The organism is Pseudomonas sp. Z1-14 (genome assembly GCF_051132005.1).
Taxonomy (GTDB): Bacteria; Pseudomonadota; Gammaproteobacteria; order Pseudomonadales; family Pseudomonadaceae; genus Aquipseudomonas.
The window spans coordinates 1,579,216-1,603,262 of record NZ_CP071646.1; the positions used below are offsets into that span (position 1 = coordinate 1,579,216).

17 protein-coding genes are annotated in these 24,047 nt (G+C 61.3%); 16 read left to right on the forward strand and 1 reads right to left on the reverse strand.

The genetic code is table 11. The annotated features are described in order from the left end of the window. Positions 1–77: 77 nt before the first annotated feature. Positions 78–863: a phenylalanine 4-monooxygenase gene (phhA, locus tag J3P89_RS07410; protein WP_434697152.1), complete on the reverse strand. Its 786-nt coding sequence runs from the start codon at positions 861–863 to the stop codon at positions 78–80. A 396-nt stretch (positions 864–1,259) separates the two neighbouring features. On the opposite strand from phhA, the gene J3P89_RS07415 reads away from it, so the two are divergent. The 16 genes from J3P89_RS07415 (at position 1,260) to J3P89_RS07490 (ending at position 24,014) form a co-directional block, all read left to right on the forward strand. Further along, the gene (locus J3P89_RS07415; RefSeq protein WP_434697153.1) at positions 1,260–2,819 is read left to right on the forward strand and encodes a sigma-54-dependent transcriptional regulator; all 1,560 of its coding nucleotides are present in this window, start codon (positions 1,260–1,262) and stop codon (positions 2,817–2,819) included. Positions 2,820–2,968: 149 nt separating this feature from the next. Continuing rightward, entirely contained in the window at positions 2,969–3,670 is a 702-nt protein-coding gene (locus tag J3P89_RS07420; RefSeq protein ID WP_434697154.1) for a WbqC family protein, read from the forward strand. A gap of 52 nt (positions 3,671–3,722) precedes the next feature. After that, the gene (locus tag J3P89_RS07425; RefSeq protein WP_434697155.1) at positions 3,723–7,268 is read left to right on the forward strand and encodes a glycosyltransferase family 2 protein; all 3,546 of its coding nucleotides are present in this window, start codon (positions 3,723–3,725) and stop codon (positions 7,266–7,268) included. 45 nt (positions 7,269–7,313) lie between these two features. Further along, on the forward strand, positions 7,314–8,042 hold the full coding sequence (locus tag J3P89_RS07430; RefSeq protein ID WP_434697156.1) for a class I SAM-dependent methyltransferase: 729 nt from the start codon (positions 7,314–7,316) through the stop codon (positions 8,040–8,042). After that, positions 8,039–8,887: an NAD-dependent epimerase/dehydratase family protein gene (locus tag J3P89_RS07435; RefSeq protein WP_434697157.1), complete on the forward strand. Its 849-nt coding sequence runs from the start codon at positions 8,039–8,041 to the stop codon at positions 8,885–8,887. The genes J3P89_RS07430 and J3P89_RS07435 overlap by 4 nt, the downstream gene beginning before the upstream one ends. Then, positions 8,884–9,861 (forward strand): ATP-grasp domain-containing protein, encoded by a 978-nt coding sequence (locus J3P89_RS07440; RefSeq protein WP_434697158.1) that lies wholly within the window; start codon positions 8,884–8,886, stop codon positions 9,859–9,861. The genes J3P89_RS07435 and J3P89_RS07440 overlap by 4 nt, the downstream gene beginning before the upstream one ends. Then, entirely contained in the window at positions 9,842–10,519 is a 678-nt protein-coding gene (locus J3P89_RS07445; protein WP_434697159.1) for a metallophosphoesterase family protein, read from the forward strand. The genes J3P89_RS07440 and J3P89_RS07445 overlap by 20 nt, the downstream gene beginning before the upstream one ends. 51 nt (positions 10,520–10,570) lie before the next feature. Then, entirely contained in the window at positions 10,571–11,722 is a 1,152-nt protein-coding gene (gene rffA / locus J3P89_RS07450) for a dTDP-4-amino-4,6-dideoxygalactose transaminase (RefSeq protein WP_434697160.1), read from the forward strand. A gap of 174 nt (positions 11,723–11,896) precedes the next feature. Further along, positions 11,897–12,634: a flagellar basal body rod protein FlgF gene (locus J3P89_RS07455; protein WP_305499560.1), complete on the forward strand. Its 738-nt coding sequence runs from the start codon at positions 11,897–11,899 to the stop codon at positions 12,632–12,634. Between the two features lie 49 nt (positions 12,635–12,683). Beyond that, complete coding sequence (gene flgG, locus J3P89_RS07460) at positions 12,684–13,469, forward strand: flagellar basal-body rod protein FlgG (RefSeq protein ID WP_434572605.1); 786 nt, start codon at positions 12,684–12,686, stop codon at positions 13,467–13,469. 71 nt (positions 13,470–13,540) lie between these two features. Continuing rightward, on the forward strand, positions 13,541–14,236 hold the full coding sequence (gene flgH, locus J3P89_RS07465; protein ID WP_434656453.1) for a flagellar basal body L-ring protein FlgH: 696 nt from the start codon (positions 13,541–13,543) through the stop codon (positions 14,234–14,236). Between the two features lie 45 nt (positions 14,237–14,281). Next, the gene (locus tag J3P89_RS07470; RefSeq protein WP_434574135.1) at positions 14,282–15,352 is read left to right on the forward strand and encodes a flagellar basal body P-ring protein FlgI; all 1,071 of its coding nucleotides are present in this window, start codon (positions 14,282–14,284) and stop codon (positions 15,350–15,352) included. Positions 15,353–15,362: 10 nt separating this feature from the next. Beyond that, positions 15,363–16,667, forward strand: a complete 1,305-nt coding sequence (flgJ, locus tag J3P89_RS07475; RefSeq protein WP_434697161.1) for a flagellar assembly peptidoglycan hydrolase FlgJ — start codon at positions 15,363–15,365, stop codon at positions 16,665–16,667. 10 nt (positions 16,668–16,677) lie between these two features. Continuing rightward, positions 16,678–18,744: a flagellar hook-associated protein FlgK gene (gene flgK, locus J3P89_RS07480; RefSeq protein ID WP_434697162.1), complete on the forward strand. Its 2,067-nt coding sequence runs from the start codon at positions 16,678–16,680 to the stop codon at positions 18,742–18,744. 13 nt (positions 18,745–18,757) lie between these two features. Beyond that, positions 18,758–20,323, forward strand: a complete 1,566-nt coding sequence (locus J3P89_RS07485; protein ID WP_434697163.1) for a flagellar hook-associated protein 3 — start codon at positions 18,758–18,760, stop codon at positions 20,321–20,323. Positions 20,324–20,432: 109 nt separating this feature from the next. Further along, the gene (locus J3P89_RS07490) at positions 20,433–24,014 is read left to right on the forward strand and encodes a glycosyltransferase (protein ID WP_434697959.1); all 3,582 of its coding nucleotides are present in this window, start codon (positions 20,433–20,435) and stop codon (positions 24,012–24,014) included. Positions 24,015–24,047 lie beyond the last annotated feature (33 nt).

The following is a 24,047-nucleotide window of genomic DNA, read 5'->3' on the forward strand; positions in this document are numbered from 1 at the left end:
TTGGAAAACGTCGATGCGCCCACGCTAAAGCAAAGCCGCGTGGCGCAACAGACTCAATTGAAAGCAAAAGTAGCGGTTCACGCCGCTTTCGGTGGAAATTTCGGCGCGTGCAGGCCCAGTTCCCGGCCGCGCCCGACCATGCCCATGATGTCCTCGTGGGCCAGGTCGAACAGGCGCTTGAGCTCGGGCAGGACGAAATACACCGGCTGCAGGATGTCGATGCGATACGGCGTGCGCATGGCCTCCAGCGGGTCGAAGGCTTGATGCTCCGGCTCGTCCGACAGGCAATAAACGGTTTCCTTGGGGGAGGACAGGATGCCGCCGCCGTAGATGCGCCGACCGTGCGGGGTGTCCACCAGGCCGAACTCGATGGTCATCCAATAGAGGCGCGCCAGGTAAACGCGTTCTTCCTTGGAAGCCTGTAGGCCAAGTTTGCCGTAGGTGTGGGTAAATTCAGCGAACCATGGGTTGGTCAGCAACGGGCAGTGGCCGAAGATCTCGTGGAAAATATCCGGCTCTTGCAGGTAGTCGAGTTCTTCACGGGTACGAATAAACGTCGCGACCGGAAACTGTTTGCTGGCGAGCAGTTCGAAGAACGTCTGGAACGGAATCAGCGCCGGTACCCGGGCGACTTGCCAGCCCGTGGTCGCGCCGAGCACCTTGTTGATTTCCCCCAGTTGCGGGATGCGGTCGTGGGGCAGGCCAAGCTTGTCGATGCCGTCCAGGTATTCCTGGCACGCACGGCCTTCAATGACTTTCAACTGGCGGGTGATCAGCGTGTTCCACACCGCGTGTTCTTCGGCGGGGTAGTCGATAAAACCTTGCGCATCGGGCTCGCGGGCCACGTATTGCGTCTGCTTCATGCTGCTCTCCTGCTGATATCCCTCAAGGGAAGACTTGTTTTTTGTTATGTCCAGCGATGCATTAGAGATAACTCGAAGCGGGAGCGGGTGCAGCAGGTCGATTCAAGATTGAAAGGCTTATCTGCGGCAATTCTGTAAACTTTTCGTTACGTATTTGCGGGTATCGCCGCTTTGAAGGGATAGCAGGCTGTAAAAGGTCCTACAACTGTCACATAATCTTGACGGCTATTTGCGCTGTTGCGCCGAAAAAACTTGTGGCGAGGGAGCTTGCTCCCGCTGGGGCGCGAAGCGGCCCCTGTTTTGGGTCTGCTGCGCAGCCCAGCGGGAGCAAGCTCCCTCGCCACAGAGGGGCTGGAATGGCGCGCTTTTCTATCTCATATGCACCTGGGTCCTCTTATGCGCATCAAAGTCCATTGCCAGAATCGCATCGGTATCCTGCGGGACATCCTCAACCTGCTGGTGGAATACGGCATCAACGTCGCTCGTGGCGAAGTGGGGGGCGAGCACGGCAATGCGATCTACCTGCACTGTCCGAACCTGATCAATATCCAGTTCCAGGCGTTGCGTCCGAAGTTCGAAGGGATCGCCGGGGTATTCGGCGTCAAGCGGGTAGGGCTGATGCCCAGCGAGCGTCGGCACATGGAGCTCAACGCCTTGCTCGGCGCTCTCGAGTTTCCGGTGCTGTCCATCGACATGGGCGGCTCTATTGTCGCGGCCAACCGGGCGGCGGCGCAGTTGCTCGGGGTGCGGGTCGACGAAGTGCCCGGCATCCCGCTGTCCCGCTACGCCGAGGATTTCGATTTGCCGGAGCTGGTGCGCGCCAACCAGTCGCGTATCAACGGGCTGCGGGTCAAGGTCAAGGGCGATGTGTTCCTGGCGGACATCGCCCCGCTGCAGTCGGAGCACGACGACAGCGAAGCCATGGCCGGCGCGGTGCTGACCCTGCACCGCGCCGACCGGGTCGGCGAGCGTATCTACAATGTGCGCAAGCAGGAGCTGCGCGGCTTCGACAGCATTTTCCAGAGTTCGAAAGTGATGGCGGCAGTGGTTCGCGAGGCACGGCGCATGGCCCCGCTGGACGCGCCGCTGCTTATAGAAGGTGAGACCGGCACCGGCAAGGAACTGCTGGCCCGCGCCTGTCACCTGGCCAGTCCGCGCGGGCAGTCACCGCTGATGGCGCTCAACTGCGCCGGGCTGCCGGAGTCCATGGCCGAGACCGAGTTGTTCGGCTATGGCCCCGGGGCCTTTGAAGGCGCCCGGGCCGAAGGCAAGCTCGGCCTGTTGGAGCTGACCGCGGGAGGCACGTTGTTCCTCGACGGCGTTGGGGAAATGAGCCCGCGCCTGCAAGTGAAGCTGCTGCGCTTCTTGCAGGACGGATGTTTTCGTCGCGTCGGCAGTGACGAAGAGGTCTACCTGGATGTCCGGGTGATCTGCGCGACCCAGGTCGACTTGTCCGAACTCTGCGCCCGAGGGGAATTCCGTCAGGATCTGTACCACCGCTTGAACGTGCTTTCGTTGCACATCCCACCGCTGCGCGAATGCCTCGATGGGCTGGAGCCATTGGTGGAACATTTTCTCGACCAGGCCAGCCGTCAGATCGGCTGTCCGCTGCCAAGGCTTGCCCCGGCGGCGATGGAACGTCTCAGCCACTACCATTGGCCAGGCAACGTCCGGCAGTTGGAAAACGTGCTGTTCCAGGCCGTTTCCCTGTGCGACGGCGCAAAGGTCAAGGCCGAGCACATCCGCCTGCCGGACTACGGCGTGCGCCAACCCCTTGGCGACTTTTCCCTGGAGGGTGGGCTGGACGAGATCGTCGGGCGTTTCGAGAAAGCGGTGCTGGAGCGCTTGTACTCCGAACACCCGAGCAGTCGCCAGCTGGGCAAGCGGTTGGGGGTTTCCCATACGACTATTGCCAATAAGCTGCGCGAGTATGAGGTGGGCAAGACCGAGCCCTAGCGCGCAACCACAGCGGGCGGGGCGCGCTCGCTGGCAGCAGCTGGTATGAGATTTGCTGTATCCCGTCCTGTCCCCCGCTTATTCATGTTCGGTGGCGATTTTTTGACAGGGCAGAGCCCCCGGTTTCCGCTGCGTACGTGAGGTTCAGGATGCATAAGAAAATAGCTGTGGTGCAGTCGAACTACATTCCCTGGAAGGGGTATTTCGACATGATCCGCAGCGTCGATGCGTTCATCCTCTATGACGACGTCCAGTACACCCGCAACGACTGGCGCAACCGCAACAAGATCAAGACTGCCCAGGGCGAGCATTGGCTGAGCATCCCGGTCACGACGAAGGGCCGTCTCGGCCAGTTGATCAATGAAGCCCAGGTCAGCAGTCCGGATTGGGCCGCCGCGCACTGGAAGACCATCGAGCAGAGCTACCGGCGCGCGGCGTGTTTTGCGCAGATGGAGGCGCCAATTCGCGCGCTCTACGAGCAGGCTGCCGACTTTACCCACCTGACCCGCATCAATCAGCTGTTCATTGCCGGCTTGTGTCCCCTGTTGGGCATTCATACACCGCTCTACCGTTCCGAGGAACTGGGTGGTGTGGCGGGCAAGAATGAGCGCCTGATCCACCTCTGCCAGACCCTTGGCGCCAGCGAATACCTCTCGGGACCCGCGGCCAGTCATTACCTCGACGAAGCCGCCTTTGCCGCCAGCGGTATCGAGATTTCGTATATGACCTATACCGGCTATCCCGAATATCCGCAGGTTTACGGCGACTTCCAGCATGCAGTCAGTGTCATCGACCTGTTGTTCAACACCGGCGCGGATGCATCGGCTTTTCTGGGGAAAGGCGCTGCCTGACGGTGCCTTTGCCAGTGACACCCTTTTGATTTGATTCTGGAGATTGCACCCGATGTCGAACCTCGCGCAGCTGGACGCTCATTCGCTCGAACAGGCGTTGGCGCGTCTACGGCTGATGTATGCCAAACCCGAGCATCCATACTACTTCCTGGCACCTGCCTACCGGGAATCGTCGTCGGGCGTCGTCTCGCTGCACTACCTCTGCCATATGCTCAACCTCAGTGGTCGCGAGGCCTACATCTGCGGCACTGAAGTGGTTAATCCAGACCTCAAGACACCGGTGATCAGCTCCGCGATCAAGCAGCGCCATATTGCAGCGGGCAAGGTGCCGATCGCGGTCTATCCCGAAGTGTTCCCGGGCAATCCGCTCAACTGTTCGGTGGTGGCGCGTTTCCTGCTCAATTTCGAAGGCTTCCTCACGGGAAAAGGCATGGACGCCGCGCCCAACGATTTGTTTTTCTATTACGCAGCCAGGCTCGCCGAACACCGTGGCGACCCTGACGGCGACCTGTTGTGCCTGCCAGCGATCGATATCGAAATGTTCTCGACTGTCGGCGCTGGAGCCGAGCGTAAGGGCAGCTACCTCTACCAGAACCGCCACCCGCTGGATCAGATCGATTACTCGCGGCTGCCAGCGGATATCCGTCTGCTGAGCATGGCCAATCCTTTGTCGCTGCCCGAGCTGGCCAAGGTTCTGCGCAGCGCAGAGGTGATGTACAGCTACGAGTGGTCGATGACGTGCGTGATGGCCGTGCTGTGCGGTTGCCCAGTGATCTTCATCCCAGGGCACGGTGTCGACCAGCCACTGCTCGACAACAGTTTCTTCGGCAGTGTCGGCTTTGCCATGTCCGATCAGCCGGACGCCTTGGAGCATGCCCGTGCAGGCCTCGGTGAGGCCTTGCACCGCTACGTTGAACGCACCGCCTCTTTCTGGCAGCAGTTGGACGTGTTTATCACGAAAACCCAGGCAACCGCCTCCCGAGAAGCGGTTGGCAACCGTCTGGGCGCGCTTGACTGGTTGCGCCAACGCTACCCGACGGCGCAGCAATTACGCCTGGTCAATGAGCGCTTGGCGAACGCGGCGGCGCCTGGCTTCACGGTCCTGGTCCGCGATAACGGCAATCAGTTGGCGCTGGCTCACACCCTCGACAGCCTGGATCGCCAGTTGTACCAGCGCATCCATGTGTGTGTGACGGGGGATGTTGATCCGGTGCGTGCCAACGTCCAGTGGTTGGCCTGTGATCCGCGGCAACCGGCGGCAGCGATTAATGGCTTGCTCGAAGGCATCCAGACCGATTGGTTCCTGCTGGTTGATGCGGGCGAGGAGTTCACCGCCGCGGGGCTGCTGGTGACGGCTCAGAATCTGCTGGATGCGCCTGACAGCTGCCTGGCGGTGTACGCCGACGAGGCACTGCGTATGAGCGGAGTGGTCGACCTGTCGTTGCGGCCCGACCTGAACCTGGATCTGCTCCTGGCGTTTCCGGCCGGGCTTTGCCGTCATTGGATGTTCCGTCGTGAGGCGCTGGTGCGCTTGAGCGGTTTTGACCCTGCCTGCGGTGAAGCTTTTGAACTGGCCTACCAATTGCGCCTGATCAGCGAGCAAGGGCTGGGCAGCATTGGCCACGTCAGCGAACCCCTGTTGATCGCCAACGAGGTGCGCCAGGCGGAATGCGCCGATGAGCGCGCGGTCATCGACGCGCATCTCAAGGCGCGTGGCTACGCTCAGGCGCGAGCCGTTGCACTGGACAACGCGCCGGGTCGTTATCGTATCGATTACGGTCACGAGCGGCAGGCTTCGGTCAGTATCCTGATCTACCTGGAAGGCCAGTTGGGGAATTTCCAGCGCTGCCTGGAAAGCCTGCTGACGCAGACTGATGCGGTGGATTTCGAGGTCTTGCTGATTGAGCCGGGCAACGACGATCCCGCCTTGCTGGAGTGGCTGGGCCTGGTCGAGCAAATGGGCGCAGGCCGTTTCCAGGCGTTGCGTTTCATGCCGGGGCAGTCCCGTGCGGCGATGTGCAATGCGGCGGCCCAAGAGGCACGCGGCGAGTACCTGCTCTGGCTCGATGCGCAAAGCGCTGTGCTTGAGCCGGGTTGGTTGCAAGCCTTGCTCAATCACGCCCAGCGCCCGGAAGTCGGCGCGGTGGGCGGCACCTTGCAGGATAGCCAGGGGCGCCTACGCCAGGCGGGTCTGGTGTTGGGGCTGGGTGGCATTGTCGGTCGGGCTTTTGCAGGCTTGTCAGCCCAGGCCGAGGGTTACATGGGCCGGCTCGGGCTTGAGCAGAACTGCTCCGCGGTCGGCGGCGAATGCCTGATGCTGGGGCGAACGCTGTTCCTTGAGGCCGGTGGTTTCGATACCGATCCGCTGTTGGCGCCCTGGACGAATGTCGACCTGTGCCTGAAGTTGCAGCAGGCCGGTTACCTGAACGTCTGGACGCCTTACGCACGACTGTTGATGGACGCTTTGCCAGACACCACCCGTGCCAACAGCGAGCAGGAAGAGGCGTTGTTCGCCCGCTGGTTGCCGCAGCTGGCCCGCGACCCGGTCTACAACGCCAACTTTTCGCTGCGCACAGGCGAAGGTTTTGTCCGCGAGAACAAGGACCTGTGTTGGTACCCGCTGCAAGGCAGCGTGCCGAGGGTGCTGGTGTGTGTCACTGACCAGCAGGTGGGGGCTTATTCGCGACTGGTCCAGCCCTTCAGCACATTGGTTGAAGCGGGCCAGGTCGAAGGCGCGGCTGTTTCAAGCCTGCTGTCGCCGGTGGAGATCGAGCGTCTGGCTCCGACCACCGTGGTTTTGCAGCGTCCGCTGGATGATGCCGGGTTGCTGGCCCTGAGCCGTCTGAGAGCGTTCTCCAAGGCATTCACCGTCTACGACCTGGACGGTTATCTGCCGCAGATGGAATTGAAGGGTGATTACTCCGCCGATGAGCTGCTCGAGCGCCTGCGGTTCGGGATGATGCAGGCTGATCGGGTGCTGGTGCCCACACCTGAGCTGGCCGAACTGTTGCAAGGCCAGCACGACGACATCCGTGTGCTGGAAACCCTGTTGCCGGCCGCCTGGGGGCGTGTACAAGGCAAGCGACGCATCGGCGCCAAGCCGCGCCTGGGCTGGCTGGGTGGCAAGGATGCCGAGTTGCTGGCCGGGGTGCTGCCTGCGTTCGCTGGCGAAGTGGATTTCGTGGTGCTGGGTGACTGCCCCGTGGCACTGCAACCTTTCCTGAAGGAGCTGCACCCGAGTGTCGCGCAGCAGCAATTGGCGACGGCCCTGGCCGCGTTGAACCTGGATCTGGCGCTGGTGCCCATGGCGCAAACATTGGGCAACGCCTGTTCCGGGGACCTGCGTGTCCTGCAGCATGCCGCTTGCGGCCATCCGGTCATTTGCAGCCGGGTGCCGGGTTTTATCGGCGGTGAGGTGTTGCCGCTGTCCCGGGTGAGTAACGAGGCGCAAGACTGGATCCGCACCATTCGCTTGCATCTGGATGACCGCGAGGCCTCTGCGACCCTGGGGGACGCCTTGCAGTCGAGCGTGCGTGCGCAGTGGCTGCTCGAAGGCGAGCGCCTGGATGCCTGGCGCCGAGCCTGGTTAGCCGATTGATCTCTATTAATTATGACCTTGGTCACTCAGCGGAGAGCATGTGACATGAGCAACGATCTCGATACCTTCATCGCAGCCTACAGCGACAGCTTTGGCTACGCGTACGACAACAACATCATTCTTAACTGGTATCCCCAACGCATCATGGCGCTGTGTACCCAGGCGCAAAGCCTGCTGGAGCTGGGTGTAGGCCATGGTTTCAGCACCCAGCGCTTTTCGCAGTTCTTCAGTGAGCACACAGTCATCGATGGTTCTGCCTCGGTCATCGCCCAGTTCAAGACCCAATACCCGGACAATGCGGCCGAGATCGTTGAAAGTTATTTCGAGACATTTGACACCGACAAGCGTTTCGATCTGATCGTGATGGGTTTTATCCTTGAACATGTCGATGATCCACAGACTGTACTGCAACGGTTCAAGCGTTTTCTTGCCCCCGGTGGTCGTTGCTTCGTGCTGGTTCCCAACGGCGAGTCCCTGCATCGGCGATTCGGTCATGCTGCCGGGCTGCTTGGCGACATGACGGCGCTGGGCGGTGGTGATCTTGAGCTGGGTCATGTGCGCAGCTACTCACTACAGACCCTGACCGCGGAGCTTGAAGCCGCCGGGCTCCAGGTTGTGCGCAAGGAAGGCGTATTTCTCAAACCCTTCACCACTGGGCAATTGAAAGAGCTGAACTTGAGCCCGGACATCATCCAGGCCATGTGCACCGTGGGTATCGATTATCCAGAGCTGTGTTGTGCAATGATGCTGGAAGCGACAGTCGCGCCGTCATGAAAAGCCTGGTCATAGGGAGTACTTCGGTCATCGGCAAGGCCATCGCCCAGGCGTTGTCGCGCCATGGCCCGGTCAAATTGGCGGGGCGCCGAGACGCCGATATTGCCTTTGACTTGAATAGCCAGCAGCCCTGCGCCTGCGACGAGCGCTTCGACGTGGTTGTGCTGGCAGCGGCTGATTTCGGCGGCAGCCAGCCAGATGATCTGATTCGCGCCGAACGGGTCAACAGTGCCGGTGCATTGGCTGCCTGTCGCCTGGCCGAACAATGTGGGGCGCATCATTTCATTCTGCTGTCGTCGCGTTGGGCCAGCCATCAGCCGACGGATCCCTACTTTGGCATCTATTCGCTTTCCAAACGCCATGCTGAAGAAGTGACGAGCCTGTATTGCCAGGAACGGGGCATGGCATTGAGCATCCTGCGCATCAGCCAGGTCTACGACAGCGGCGAGCAGTGCCGGCCGCACCAACCGTTGTTATACGCTATCGCCGACAAGGCTCAGGCGGGGCAAACCGTCCAGTTGTATGGGAAGAACGACGCCAGGCGCAACTACCTGCATCTGAGTGACCTCGCCGAGGTCTGCGGGCGGGTGGCGGAGAAAGGCATTGTTGGCCTGTACAACTGCGGCCATCCAGAATCTCCGCGTCTTTCCGAAATCGCCCAGGCCGCATTCGAGGCGTTTGGCAACCCGCTGGATGTGCGCTTCCTGCCAGACAAAAGCGACATCCCCGATCTGCCGCCCTTCGTCTGCGCCCATGACCTGTACGAACAAATAGGTTTCACTCCGAGAGTAGATGTTCGCCAAGGCTTCGAGTTGATGAGAGCGCAGCGGGAGAATCTGTCATGAAGACCGTCATGGTGACGGGCGTAGGCGCCATCATGGGCTACGGCCTGCTCAAGTCGTTGCGTGCGGCGGACCCTTGCGTGCACCTGGTCGGCACCGATATCTACGACGACGCGGTTGGTCGCGGCTGGAGCGATGTGTTCGTGCAGGCCCCGTTGACCTCCGCCCCGGAGTACGGCCGATGGCTGGGCGAGACACTGGCCGGGCACCAGGTGGATCTGCTGATCCCGGGGATCGAACAGGACATCCACTGGCTCTCCGACAACCGAGCGTTATTGGCCACATTCGACTGCCAGGTGGTGCTCAACACCCAGAACCTGATTGAGCTTTCCAGGGACAAGTGGGCCATGGACCAGGCGCTGCGGGAACTTGGTGATCTCAGTCGTATTCCGAGCCTGCTGTCGGGGGATTTTAACTCGCTCAAGGCGGCTCTGGGGTTGCCGTTCCTGCTCAAGCCGCGCAGGAGCTACGCTTCCAAAGGGCTGGTCTGGGTTCACCAGGAGCGCGATTTCACGCCTCACGCGGCGCTACTCGGCGACCATCTGATGGCGCAACCGATTATTGGCAGCGCGGCCGACGAATTCACCGTGGCGGCGTTTGGCGATGGTCGGGGCGATGCCGGGCCGATCATCGCGTTCCAGCGCAGGCTGGCCTCGGACGGGTCCACCGCCAAGGCTTGGGTGTATCAGGATGACTCGCTGGACCGGACGGTGATCAGGTTGTGCCGCGCGTTCAAACCGGTGGGGCCGACCAACCTGCAGTTCCGGCGTGGCAGCGACGGCTCATGGAGTCTGCTGGAGATCAATCCGCGAATATCCTCGACCAGTTCGATACGTCGCGCATTCGGCTACAACGAGGCGGCGATGTGCCTGGATTATTACCTCGACGGCAAGACGCCCAGCCAGCCAGCCATCCGCAATGGCTTCGCCGTTCGTTATATAGAGGACTTCGTTATCTATGATCGGGATCATTTCTGACGTCCATGGCAATTACAGTGCCCTGCGGACGGTGCTTGCCAGTCTGGATGAGCTGGGTGTATCGCAAATTATCTGCCTGGGCGATACGGCCGGTTATTACAGCCAAGTCAACGAGTGCTGCGAGGCCTTGCGCGAGCGGAATATTTTTTCCGTGATGGGCAATCATGACTGGTACCTGGCGAGGAATGAGCGATGCCCTCGCTCCAACAGCGCCAATGCCTGCCTGGACTACCAGCGGGGCGTCATCACTTCACAGAACCTGGCCTGGCTGGGCTCGCTCCCGGAGCGCTCGACGCAGCAAGAGTTGAGCATCGTCCACGGCGGATGGAACGATCCGCTGGACGAATACGTGCGGCCCTCAGACGCGTATTTCGCGCCTTTCCCCGGGCGGTATTTCGCCTCGGGCCATACCCATGTCCAGTACTTGTGGAGCGGGCAGGACAAGGTCTATTGCAACCCCGGTTCGGTCGGCCAGCCCCGTGATGGTGATCCCCGTGCGGGTTTCGCGACCTGGGACGGTGAAGCGTTCAACCTGCACCGGGTTGACTACGATATCGGTGAAACCCAGCAGGCCATGAACAGGGCCGGGTTCACGCCATACTTCTACGAAAATCTTGAAACAGGCAGTCAGATAGGTGGGCGGATCAGTGCGGTTTGAGGTTTTCTGCTATGCGCCACCCATCACCCTGCCCACCTGGGGACGTTTGCAATGAGCAACGAAACGATATTCTTCAACCGCCCGTACATGACCGGCAAGGAACTGGATTACATCGCCCAGGCCAAGTTCGGCAACATGCTCGCCGGCGATGGCCCGTTCACCAAGCGTTGTCACCGCTGGCTGGAGTCGCACACGGGTTGCGACAAGGCATTGCTCACCCATTCATGCACCGCTGCCCTGGAGATGGCCGCGTTGCTGCTGGACATCCAGCCCGGCGACGAAGTCATCCTGCCTTCCTTTACCTTCGTCTCTACGGCCAACGCTTTTGTACTGCGCGGCGCGGTGCCGGTCTTCGTCGATATACGTCCTGATACGCTGAACCTGGACGAGCGCCTGATCGAGGCGGCGATCACTTCGCGGACCAGGGCTATCGTGCCCGTTCATTACGCCGGCGTGGCCTGCGAAATGGACAGCATCCTGGCGATCGCGCGAAAGCATGGGTTGGCGATCGTCGAAGACGCCGCGCAAGGGGTGATGTCATCCTACAAAGGTCGTGCGCTGGGCAGTATCGGCGACCTCGGGGCCTTCAGCTTTCACGAGACCAAGAACGTGATTTCGGGGGAGGGCGGGGCATTGTTGGTCAATGATCCCGCCATGGCGGTGCGAGCCGAGATCATCCGGGAGAAAGGCACCGACCGCAGTCGTTTCTTCAGGGGCGAAGTGGACAAATACACCTGGCAGGAGGTGGGCTCCTCGTTCCTGCCCGGCGAAATGACCGCCGCCTTCCTCTGGGCCCAGTTGGAAGACGCCCAGGCCATCACCGACCGCCGCCTGGCAATCTGGGACCATTACCACGCGGCGCTGGCAGGCCTCGAGCAACAAGGAGCGCTGCGTCGCCCGATAATTCCTGAAGATTGCCAGCACAACGCGCATATGTACTACGTACTCCTCGCCCCTGAGGTGGATCGCCAGGCCATTCTTGATGAGCTCAAGCGGCACGCCATTTATCCGGTGTTCCATTACGTGCCGCTGCACTCATCCCCCGCAGGCGTGCGCTATGGGCGTGTGCATGGCTCGATGGACATCACCGACGGTTATTCCGAGCGTCTGTTGCGTTTGCCGATGTGGCTCGGTTTGACCACTGAGCAGCAAGACCGGGTAGTGGATGTACTTGGCAATGCTTTGGCTGCGCTTGCCACTTAGCGGCATGACACCGCCGGTTTTTCGACTTCGGCACCACCCCCCAATGTCCGCTTAAACCCCAGAGCCCTTTGTTTTACGGGCCTGGGCCCGCCAGAAAAAAGTTGGTCTGCTAATTGCTTAAGGCTCTGCAACACAGCAGTGGACGGCAAACGTCCGGCATGCAGAGGAACGACAGTGGACAAGTACCTTTATGTGGCAATGACCGGCGCCAGCCAGAACGCACTGGCGCAGCGGGCCCATGCCAACAACCTGGCGAACATCTCCACCAACGGTTTTCAGAAAGACCTGGAGCAGGCACGTTCGATGCCGGTGTTCGGCGACAGCTTTCCGGCGCGGGCGTTTGCCATGTCCGAACGGCCTGCTACCGATTTCACTCCGGGTGCGCTGATTGAAACCGGCCGTGAACTGGACGTGGCGGTCAGCGGGCCGGGCTGGATGGCCGTGCAGAACCCCGACGGTGGCGAAAGCTACGTGCGCACCGGCAGCCTCAACGTCGACGCCCTTGGCGTGCTGCGCGCCGGCAACGGCATGCCGGTGATGGGCAACGGCGGTCCGATTGCCGTGCCGCCAGAGCAGAAAATCGAAATCGGCCAGGACGGCACTATCAGCATCCGCGCCATGGGTGAAGGCCCACGGGTGATGGCTGAGGTGGACCGCATCAAGCTGGTCAACCCGGACCTCAAGACCATGACCAAGGGCCTGGACGGCTCGATCCGTTCCAAGGACGGCCAGCCGGCGCCCATCGATGGCAACGTGCAGTTGGTGTCGGGCTTCCAGGAAGCGAGCAACGTGAATGCCGTGGATGAGATGACTTCGGTGCTGGCCCTGGCCAAGCAGTTCGAGCTCCACGTCAAGATGATGACCACCGCCAAAGAAGGCGATGAGGCCATGGCTCGGGTCTTGCAGATCTAATCATTAATTACAGCGCTGCGCCGAAAAACAGGCGTATGAGGAGAATCGAATGCTTCCGGCTCTTTGGGTTGCCAAAACAGGTCTGTCCGCCCAGGACACCAACCTTTCCACTATTTCCAACAACCTGGCGAACGTTTCGACCACGGGTTTCAAGCGTGATCGCGCCGAGTTCCAGGACCTGCTCTACCAGGTAAAACGCCAGCCAGGCGCCCAGTCGACCCAGGACAGCGAATTGCCGTCGGGCCTGCAAGTGGGTACCGGTGTGCGGATTGTCGGCACCCAGAAAAACTTCAACGCCGGTAGCCTGCAAACCACCGAGCAGCCGCTGGACATGGCCATCGACGGTCGCGGTTTCTTCCAGATCCTGCAGCCGGACGGCACCACGTCCTACACCCGTGACGGTACCTTCCACCTCGACTCCAACGGCCAGATCGTCAACGCCAGCGGTTTCGCCCTGGAGCCGGCCATCGTCATCCCGAACGATGCGCAGACATTCACCGTGGGTCGTGACGGCACCGTGTCCATCACCATCGCGGGCAACCCGGCCGCACAGGTGATCGGTAACCTGCAGACCGCTGACTTCATCAACCCGGCCGGCCTGCAGGCGGTGGGTAACAACCTGTTCCTGGAGACCGCCGCCAGCGGCGCGCCGCAAGTCGGCACCCCGGGCCTGAACGGTTTCGGCACTACGCTGCAGAACACCCTGGAAACCTCCAACGTGAGCACCGTCGAGGAAATGGTCAACATGATCACCACTCAGCGCGCCTACGAGATGAACTCCAAGGTGATCTCCACCGCCGACCAGATGCTCTCGTTCGTCACGCAGAACCTGTAATACGTCGCTAAATCCGTCATTAGGTAGATAGGGCGGCCCCAGGGTCGCCTGCAACACCAAGAGGTAGGGTCATGAATCGCTTTGTATCTGTTCTGGCATTGAGTGGGGTTACCGCGCTGGCGGGCTGTGTCGCGCCAACGCCCAAGCCCAATGACCCGTATTACGCTCCGGTGTTGCCACGCACGCCGTTGCCGGCTGCCGCCAATAACGGCTCGATCTACCAGGCTGGCTTCGAACAGAACCTGTACAGCGACCGCAAGGCTTTCCGGGTCGGTGACATCATCACCATCACCTTGAACGAGCGGACCCAGGCCAGCAAGAACGCCAACTCGCAGATCGACAAGACCAGCCAGACCAGCGTCGGCCTGACGTCGTTGTTCGGCTCCAGCCTGACCACCAACAACCCGATCGGTGGCGGCGACCTGAGCCTCAACGCCGGCTACGGTTCCGACCGCGCCTCCAAGGGCGACAGCCAGTCTGGCCAGAGCAACAGCCTGACCGGTTCGATCACCGTGACCGTCGCCGATGTACTGCCCAACGGCATCATCGCCGTGCGCGGCGAGAAATGGTTGACGCTCAATACCGGCGATGAGCTGGTGCGTATTGCCGGCATGGTCCGCGCCGATGACATCTCCACCGACAACACTGTTCCGTCGACCCGCGTGGCCGATGCGCGCATCACCTATTCGGGCACTGGTGCCTTTGCCGATGCGAGTCAGCCAGGTTGGTTCGACCGTTTCTTCCTCAGCCCGAAGTTCCCTTTCTAGGTGATCAAGTTGAATCTTAAACAGCTGTTGATCGGTGCCCTGGTGATGTCGGCAGCCTTCACCGCTCAAGCCGAGCGCCTGAAGGACATCGCCAGCATTTCCGGCGTGCGTTCCAACCAGTTGATCGGCTACGGCCTGGTCGTGGGCCTGAACGGTACCGGTGACCAGACCACCCAGACTCCGTTCACCCTGCAGACCTTCAACAACATGCTGTCGCAGTTCGGCATCAAGGTGCCGGCCGGCTCCGGCAACGTGCAGTTGAAGAACGTCGCGGCGGTGTCGATCAGTGCCGACCTGCCGCCGTTCGCCAAGCCCGGCCAGCAAGTGGATATCACTGTCTCGTCCATCGGTAACTCGAAGAGCCTGCGTGGCGGGACCTTGCTGCTGACCCCGCTCAAGGGTATCGACGGCAACGTCTACGCAATCGCCCAGGGCAACCTGGTGGTGGGCGGGTTCGATGCCGAGGGGCGTGACGGTTCGAAGATCACCGTCAACGTTCCGTCGGCCGGCCGTATTCCCGGCGGTGCGTCGGTTGAACGTGCCGTGCCGAGCGGCTTCAACCAGGGCAACAGCCTGACCTTGAACCTCAACCGTTCCGACTTCACCACGGCCAAGCGCATCGTCGACAAGATCAACGACATGCTCGGCCCAGGCGTGGCCCAGGCCATCGACGGTGGCTCGATTCGCGTCACCGCGCCACTGGATCCGAGCCAGCGCGTCGACTACCTGTCGATCCTCGAAAACCTCGAGGTCGATCCGGGCCAGGCGGTGGCGAAAGTCATCATCAATTCGCGCACCGGCACCATCGTGATCGGCCAGAACGTCAAGGTTTCGCCGGCCGCCGTGACCCACGGCAGCCTGACCGTGACCATCACCGAAGACCCGATCGTCAGCCAGCCGGGGCCATTGTCCAACGGCCAGACCGCCGTGGTTCCGCGCTCGCGGGTCAATGCCGAACAGGAAGCCAAGCCGATGTTCAAGTTCGGCCCGGGCACCACCCTGGATGAGATCGTCCGGGCGGTGAACCAGGTCGGCGCGGCACCGGGCGACCTGATGGCGATTCTCGAAGCCTTGAAGCAGGCCGGCGCGTTGCAAGCCGACCTGATCGTGATTTAAGGAACGAGCCATGGATATGCGCAAGGGCGCTTTGATCAGCGGCGATTCGGGGTCCTACTCGGACCTCAACCGCCTGAACCAGCTCAAGGTCGGCGACAAGAACAGCGACGGTAACCTGCGCAAGGTGGCGCAGGAGTTCGAGTCGCTGTTCCTTGGCGAGATGCTCAAGTCCATGCGTTCGGCCACCGAAGCGATGGGCAAGGACAATCCGATGAATACTGCCGAAGCCAAGCAGTATCAGGAAATGTACGACCAGCAGCTGGCCGTTTCGATGTCCCGCGAGGGCGGTGGTATCGGCCTGGCAGATGTGCTGCTGCGCCAGATGTCGAAGAACAAACCGACGGCGCCAGGTGAGGCGGCGACGTTGTCCGCCGCCAAGCAGCAAGAGGCGCTGGACAAGGTGGCCAAGCCGGTTATAACGCCGGTGGCCGCCGGAACGCTGCCCACCGACGGGCCTTTGCCCCGCACCAATGGCCAGCGCCCGCTGTGGGCTTCGCGGGCCGTGAACGCGCCGCAAGGTGCAGGCGAGGGCGTGCACCGCAACGATATGGAATTGCTCAACCAGCGTCGCCTGGCGCTGCCGCCGAAACTGGCCGACCGCCTGCTCGCCGGGCTGGTGCCTGCGGCTGCGGCCTCGACCGAGGCGCCCGCACAGAACATCCTGCCTGACCGCGCCGTTGCCGCCGTCAAGCCGGCCACCGGCGAATTGGCCAATGGTGACTGGCTGGCCGCGCTCAAGGATTCCGAGTCGAAAGGGCAGGTACAGGTTTATGGGCGCGCCGTGGCACAACCGCCACTGGCGCCGGCCCGCAAAGCGTTCCGCGATGCCGATGAATTCGTCAATGCGATGTTGCCGATGGCCAAGGAGGCCGCCGAGCGCATCGGTGTCGATCCGCGTTACCTGGTGGCCCAGGCCGCCCTGGAAACCGGTTGGGGTAAATCGGTCATGCGTCAGCCTGATGGCAGCAGCAGTCACAACCTGTTCGGCATCAAGGCCAGCAAGAACTGGACGGGCGATTCGGCGCGGGCAATCACCAGCGAGTTCCGCAACGGTGAGATGGTCAAGGAAACCGCCGAGTTCCGCTCCTACGCGTCGTACCGCGACAGCTTCCATGACCTGGTCAATCTGCTGCAAAGCAACAGTCGCTATCAAGCTGTGCTGAAGTCGGCCGATAACCCGGAACAGTTTGTACGCGAGTTGCAGAAGGCCGGTTACGCCACCGACCCGAACTACGCCAGCAAGATTTCGCAGATAGCTCGGCAGATGACGAGTCCACAGAACTTCGCTTCGGCAAGCGCTACCACGATTTTATAAGGATTGAACCATGAGTCTGCTCAACATAGGGATGTCGGGCCTGTCGGCCAGTCAGTTCGCCCTGTTAACCACGGGTAACAACATTGCCAACGTCGATACCGATGGGTATTCGCGCCAGCAGACCGTGCAGGGCACCAAGGCGTCCAATCAATACGGCAACGTGTTCATCGGTTCCGGCACCACCCTGGCTGACGTGCGTCGGGTGTACAACGCCTATCTCGAAGCGCAGTTGAAGACCACCACCTCGCTCAACAGCGACGCGGCGGCCTACCAGTCGCAGATTTCCCCGCTCGATGCGCTGCTGTCGGACACCGGCACCGGCCTCAATGGTGCCCTGACCAAGTTCTTCGCCTCGGTGCAGAACGTCAACGCCAAGCCGGGCGACGATGCGTCCCGCCAGTTGCTGCTCAGCGATGCCCAGGCCATGAGCGCCCGGTTCAATTCCGTCGCCAGCGAGCTGAACAAACAGAGCGAGACCATCAACGGCAACATCAAGACCATGGTCGAGCAGGTCAACAGCCTGGCTAATACCGTGGCTCAGTTGAACAAGAAAATCGCCGAGGTTTCCAACAGCGGTGGCGCACCCAACGACTTGCTCGATGCTCGCGGCGAAGTCATTCGGCAGATGTCCAGCCTGACCGGCACCCAGGTCGTGGAAAATGGCAGCAGCCTGGACATCTACCTGGGCTCCGGCCAGCCCCTGGTGCTGGGCACCACGGTCAACAAACTGGAAACCTCGCCGGACAAGAACGATCCGGGACGCCTGGGCATCCAGCTCAACAGCGGTTCCAGCGTCATGGACCTCACTTCGGTGCTCACTGGCGGCGAGATCGGCGGCCTGATGCGCTACCGCAGCACCGTGCTCGACCCGGCCATGAACGAGCTGGGGCGCGTGGCCCTGGTCGTTGCCGACCAGATGAACGCCATCCAGGCCTCGGGCATCGACCGCAACGGTGATTTTGGCTCCAACCTGTTCTCCAATATCAACAGCGCCGCGCAGGTAAGCCAGCGCAGCGTGGCGTCGCTGAACAACAGCACCGGGTCCGGCAACTTCGAAGTGGCCATCAAGGACACCGGCAAGCTGAGCACTAATGACTACAAGGTCACCTTCACCAGCGGCACCGACTACACCGTGCAGCGCCTGCCCGACGGTACGTCGATGGGCAGCTTCAGCACCACGACCAATCCACCGCCGGAAATCGACGGTTTCTCGATGAAATTTGTCAACGGCACGGCGGCAACCGGCGACTCGTTCAAGCTGACCCCGACCCGCAACGCGGCGGCCAGCATCAAGACCGAGATGACCGACTCCAAGCGGCTGGCGATCGCCGCGCCGCTGGGCGCTGCCATCGCACCCGGCGGCAGCGGCACGCTGACCATTCCGGCCAGCGGCCAGCCGACCCTGACGACCGAGCTGGACATCTACGACGCCGCCACCACCACCATTATCCAGAATGGCATCAAGACGTCCACGCCGGTCAAGGTGGTGTTCGGTGATCCGTCCGCCGACGGCACCAGCCAGCCGTACCAGTTGCTCGATGCCCAGGGTAACGAGATCAGTGCCGGTTCGATCAAGCCCGGCGAAAGCAACACCTTGAACCTGACCATTCCGCTTAAGGATGCCAATGGCAACCCGATCACGGATGGCGCGACCCCGCCGGTACAACGCACGGTCGCCTTTGAGATGACGATCGCCGGCTCGCCGACCAAAGGTGCCGGCATCAACGTCACGCTCACCCAGGCCGGCAGCCTGGACAACCGTAACGGCACCGAGCTGGCCAACCTGCAGACCGGCAAGACCGTCGACACCAACAGCAACAGCAAAGGTATTTCCCTGAGCGATGCCTACGGCAAACTGGTCGAGGGCGTCGGTGCCAAGGCCTCCCAGGGCAAGCTCGACAGCGCCGCCACCGGCGCGATCCTGAAAAACGCCTCGGACGCTCGCGATTCGCTGTCCGGCGTCGACCTGGATGAAGAGACCGGGAACCTGGTGAAGTTCCAGCAGTACTACACCGCGTCCTCGCAGATCATCAAGGCGGCGCAGCAAATCTTCAGCACTTTGATCAACAGTCTTTAAGGAGTCGTAGCCCATGCGAATTTCCACCACCCAGTTTTATGACACCTCGGCTGCGAACTACCAGAGGAACTTCGCAAAAGTCCTCAAGACCATGGACGAGAGCTCCAGCGGTGTGCGCGTGAACACTGCGGCCGATGATCCGGTGGGCGCTTCGCGTCTGCTGCAGTTGGGTACCCAGGCGGCGATGCTCGAGCAGTACGAGACCAACACCAAGACCATCAAGGCGACCCTGGGCACCACCGAGGCGGTCATGGAGAGCATCGGTAACGTGCTGCAGCGTGCCAGGGAACTGGCCGTGAGCTCCGGTAACGCCGGCCTCACCGACGCCGACCGTCAAGCCAATGCTTCGGAGCTGGGCCAGATCGAAGAGCAGTTGCTGAGCCTGATGAACACCAAGGACGAAAACGGCAAGTACATCTTCGCCGGCTCCAAGGGCGATGTCGTACCGTTCACCCGCAACACCGATGGCACCTACAGCTACAACGGCGATCAGACCACCCTCGACCTGCCGGTTGGCGACACCATGTCCATGGCGACCAACAGCACCGGGTGGGAAGTATTCCAACAAGCCATCAACACCAGCCGCAGCCAGATGACGATGACCGCCCCTGCGGTGGACGACGGGCGCGTGGTGTTTTCCAACGGCCAGGTGAACTCCAGCGTTGCCTATAACAACCAGTTCCGCAGCGGCGAGCCGTACACGGTGGAATTCGTCAGCGGTACCCAGCTGAAGATCACCGATTCGTCGGGTAACGACGTGACTGCCGAGGCCAGCCAGGGGGGCTCGATCGACCCGAACTCCCAGGCCGGGCAGAGCGTGAAGTTTCGCGGCATCGACCTGACCTTGAACGTCAACCTCAAGGCCGGCGACGATCCTGCCACGGCATTGCCCGGCCATACATTCACCCTGGCGGCGAAACCCGATACCTTCGTCGCGGGTCGCAGCCCGAGCAACTCCAACGCAACGGAAATCACCGGCAGCTCGGTCACTGATCCGGTGGCCTACCACGCCAGTTTCCCGTCCGGCTCGGCCGTGCTGAAGTTCACCAGCGCCACCGATTTCGAGCTTTACGCGGCACCATTGACCCCAAACAGCCAGCCTGTTTCCAGCGGGACCCTGGCCGGCAACGTCGCCACCGCTTCCGGCGTGAGTTTTACCCTCAACGGTACACCCGGCGCCAACGACCAGTTCAACATCGCGGTCAATACTCACGAGAACCAGAGCATCCTGGACACCGTGAGCCAACTGCGGACAGCGTTGAACACACCGGTTGACGGCGATAGCATCGGCTTGCAGAAGTTCAACGCGGCGCTGGCCTCGGGTATTGGTAACCTCGCCAGCGGTACTGACCAGTTGACCAGCGCCCGAAGTTCGGTCGGTGGGCGTGGGCAGGCGCTGGATACCCAGAACGAGACCAACCAGAGTTTTGTCCTGGCCAACACCCAGACCCAGTCGGCCATCCGTGATTCCGACTCGGCTGAAGTGCTGGTGCGCCTGACCATGCAGCAGACGATGCTGCAGGCGTCGCAATTGGCGTTCAGCAAAATCGCTCAATTGGGCCTGTTCAACAAAGTCTGATCCAAGGGCAGGGGCCGTAAAGCCATGCGGTCCCTGACCCGTCCCTCTGTACGATTCAGGACGTCCTGCTCTCGCCTGAGTTGACGCCCACCGGTTGAGAGCCATGCGTGTGAAATCAGCTCCTCTTGTCAGCATCGCCATCCCCGCGTTCAACCCACGCTTTTTCCGCCTCGCCTTGCAAAGCGCGCTCGAGCAGACCTACGAAAACCTTGAGGTCGTCATCTGCGACGACTGCCGTACCGATGAAATCGAGCGGATCGTTCAGGACGTCGGCGTCGACTCGAAGGTTGCGTTGCGCTACCTGCCCAACCCGACTCGGCTGGGGTTCCAGCAAAACCTGTTGCGCTGCCTTGATGAGTCGCGGGGCGAGTACATCAAGTTCCTTTGCGATGACGACCAGTTGCTGGCGCACTGCGTCAGCCAGCAGGCCGACATTCTGCAGGAGCATCCGCAAGTATCGCTGGTGATCAACAAGCATCATTTAATCGATGCAGACAACTTTGCCCTGCCGATCCGCGTTGAAAACACCGGCATCACGCAGTTCGATGCGATGTTCAACGGCAGCGACATGCTGGCGTATTTTGAAAAAACCACCCGTAACATTCTCGGCGGTTTGAGCGGCGCATTGATGCGCCGCACCGATGTCGAGGCCTTGCTGCCAGCGTTGGCGCGGCCCGGTGAAGGCTTTGAGGCGATCCTCGATTTTGCCTTGTTCATCTGCCTGTTGCGCCGGGGCAATCTGGTCCAGCTGTATGCCGAGGGCAGTGGCCAGCGCTTGCATCCGGACCGTCTCGCGCGTCAGGCCAGGATGCTTGAGGCGGCCACGGTGGAGCTGACATGGCTCAAGGAAATGCTCGCCCAGCGCGGCAGCGAGCCGGCGCCCGCCAGTGGCTGGGTGCGCTACCAGGCTCTGGAGCGGGACAAGGTGCAAGGTCCCTCCGAGTGGGAAGAAATCAACGTCTATTCGGTCATTGCGACTCGGCAGGGTGTCATCGGTTCGCAAGTCGGCACGGACATCGAAAGCTACGCGGACCTCTATGTGCAGTGGTTGGAATGTCGGCGTTTCAGCCCATTGCGCAAGCAGGTCCTGTCCCGCCAGATAGCCCGTTGGGCCTATCGTCCGATGATCGTGCCCGTCATCATCGACGAGCAGGACGATCCTGGTGCGTTGGGTATTACCCTGCAGAGTATCTCCGCCCAAACCTATGCCTGCGAATCGGTGCTGCTGTTATCCAACGGTCGCCAGGCGCTGGACAACCATGTGCTGCGCCTCGGCCTGCAAGCGGACTGGGCGCAGCAGCTCAATGGGCTGCTGCCGCAATTGGACGGCGCCGACTGGTTCTATTTGCTGCGTGCCGGCGATCGCTTGACCGATTCGGCGCTGCTGATATTGGCCGACCGGATTGTCAGCTCGCCGGCGGCTGCCTGTATCTACAGCGATGAAGGCGCGCTGGTGGATGACAGGTCGGCGGAGCCAATCTTCAAGCCCGACTTCAACCTCGACCTGATGCGCGGTTATCCTTATGTCGGTCGGACCCTGGCTTTCGAGCGTGCGCGATGCCTCGCCTCGGGTGGATTCGATCCGAGCCTGGGCGAACTGGCGCCCCATGACCTGATCTGGCGACTGGTGGAAACGGACGGGCCGCAGGTCATCGGCCATATTCCGGAGGTCCAGGTCGAGTCGACGTTTTCGTTTGCGCAGTGGCTGTCGCTACCGCAAGTCATCGAGCAGAACGCCCGGCTGACCACCACCCACCTGACGCGTATCGGCGTGCCCCACCAGCTGCATCCCGGGCCGCTCCTGGCGTTGATCCCGCGCATCGAATACCTGTTCTCCGAGCGACCGCTGGTGTCGATCATCATCAGCGTCAAGGATGACCTGGGCGCGCTGGAGCGTTGCGTCAACAGCCTGATCAGTCTCACCGCGTATCCGCACTACGAAATAATCATTGTCGACAACGCCAGTAAAGATCCCGAGTTGCAGCATTGGCTGCGGGCGATGGCCGAGTTGGGCAGTGAAAAGCTGCGAATATTTGCTCATTCCGAACATGCCAGCGAAGCCGTGATCCGCAACTTTGCCGCGCAACAGGCTCGCGGCGAATACCTGTTGTTGCTCAACCCCAATTGCGTCGTGCTGGAAGCCGCCTGGCTGGACGAACTGCTCAATCATGGCCAACGTCCCGAGGTCGGCATCGTCGGCCCACGTACACTCAACCTGCAGGGCCGGGTCATCGACTCCGGCATGATCATGGGGCTGGGTGGGTTGGCGGGCAGGGCGTTCGTCAACGAATCGGTAACGTCCGGCGGCTATATGCAGCGCTTGCAGGCTGTGCAGAACTGGAGTGCGATCGGCGATCATTGCCTGTTGGTGCGCAAGCAGGTCCTGGATGAGGCCGGTGGGTTCGATGAATCGATCACAACGCAGCGCATCAACTCTCTGGAGTTATGCCAACAAGTCGGTAAAAACGGTTACCTGATCGTCACCACGCCTTACTGTGACGTTGTCCTGGCGTCCGGCGTGGAAGCCAGCCGCGATGCTTCCTGGAAGCAGCGGCTGGAGCATGAACAGGAGGCGTTCTATCAGCGCTGGTTGCCCAGGATCGCCAACGATCCGGCCTACAACCATAACCTGACCCTGACCGGGAAAAGTTTCAGTCTGGAGCCCGGCCCACGTACCGGATGGAATCCGCTGATCACCCGCAACGTACCTTCGATCCTCGGGCTTGCGGTGAATACCTCGGCGGTAGGGCATTACCGGGTCAGCCAACCGTTGTTCGAACTCGAAGCAGCGGGACGAATCGTCGGGCGTGTCGCCTACGATACGCCCTCGATCATCGACATCGAGCGCCAGTCACCGGATGTGATCATTCTTCAAGGTCGCTATAACGTCGGCAAATTCAAGGACATCGCCCAGGTCAAGACTTACTCCAAGGCCATGCGCATCTACGAGCTGGATGACTACATTGCCAAGGTTCCGGAAAAAAACGAACACCGTCGTAATATGCCGGACAACCTCGAGGACTTGCTGCGCAAAGGGATTGCCCTGTGTGATCGGGTGGTGGTTTCCACCCATCCACTGGCGGACGTCTTGTCCAGCATGCACCACGACATTCGCGTCGTGCCGAACATGTTGGCTGCCGGCCTGTGGAACCAACTCAGGCCCCAGCGGGCAACCTCCAACAAGCCACGTATCGGTTGGGGCGGCGGCACCAGCCACCGTGGCGACCTGGAACTCATCGCCGATGTCGTGCGGGAACTGGCCGATGAAGTCGAATGGGTTTTCTTTGGCATGTGCCCGGATCTGCTCAAGCCCTATATCCATGAGTTTCATCCCGGCGTGAGCCTGGCGGCTTATCCGGCGAAGCTTGCCAGCCTCAATCTCGACCTGGCCCTGGCACCGCTGGAATTTCATATTTTCAACGACTGCAAAAGCAACCTGCGCCTGCTGGAGTACGGCGCGTGCGGCTATCCTGTCATCTGTTCGGATACCGAAGCTTACCGAGGGCACCTGCCTTGCACACGGGTCCTCAGCAACAGCACCGAAGAATGGCTTGAGGCCATCCGCATGCACCTGGCGGATCCAATTGCCAGTTACCGGATGGGCGACGAATTACGTGAAGTGGTGCTGCGCGACTTTATCTTGCGCGGCGATAACCTGCAGTACTGGGCCAATGGATGGTTGCCGGATTGATGGGTTGCAAGCTCGAAACTCCGGCGTCGCTGA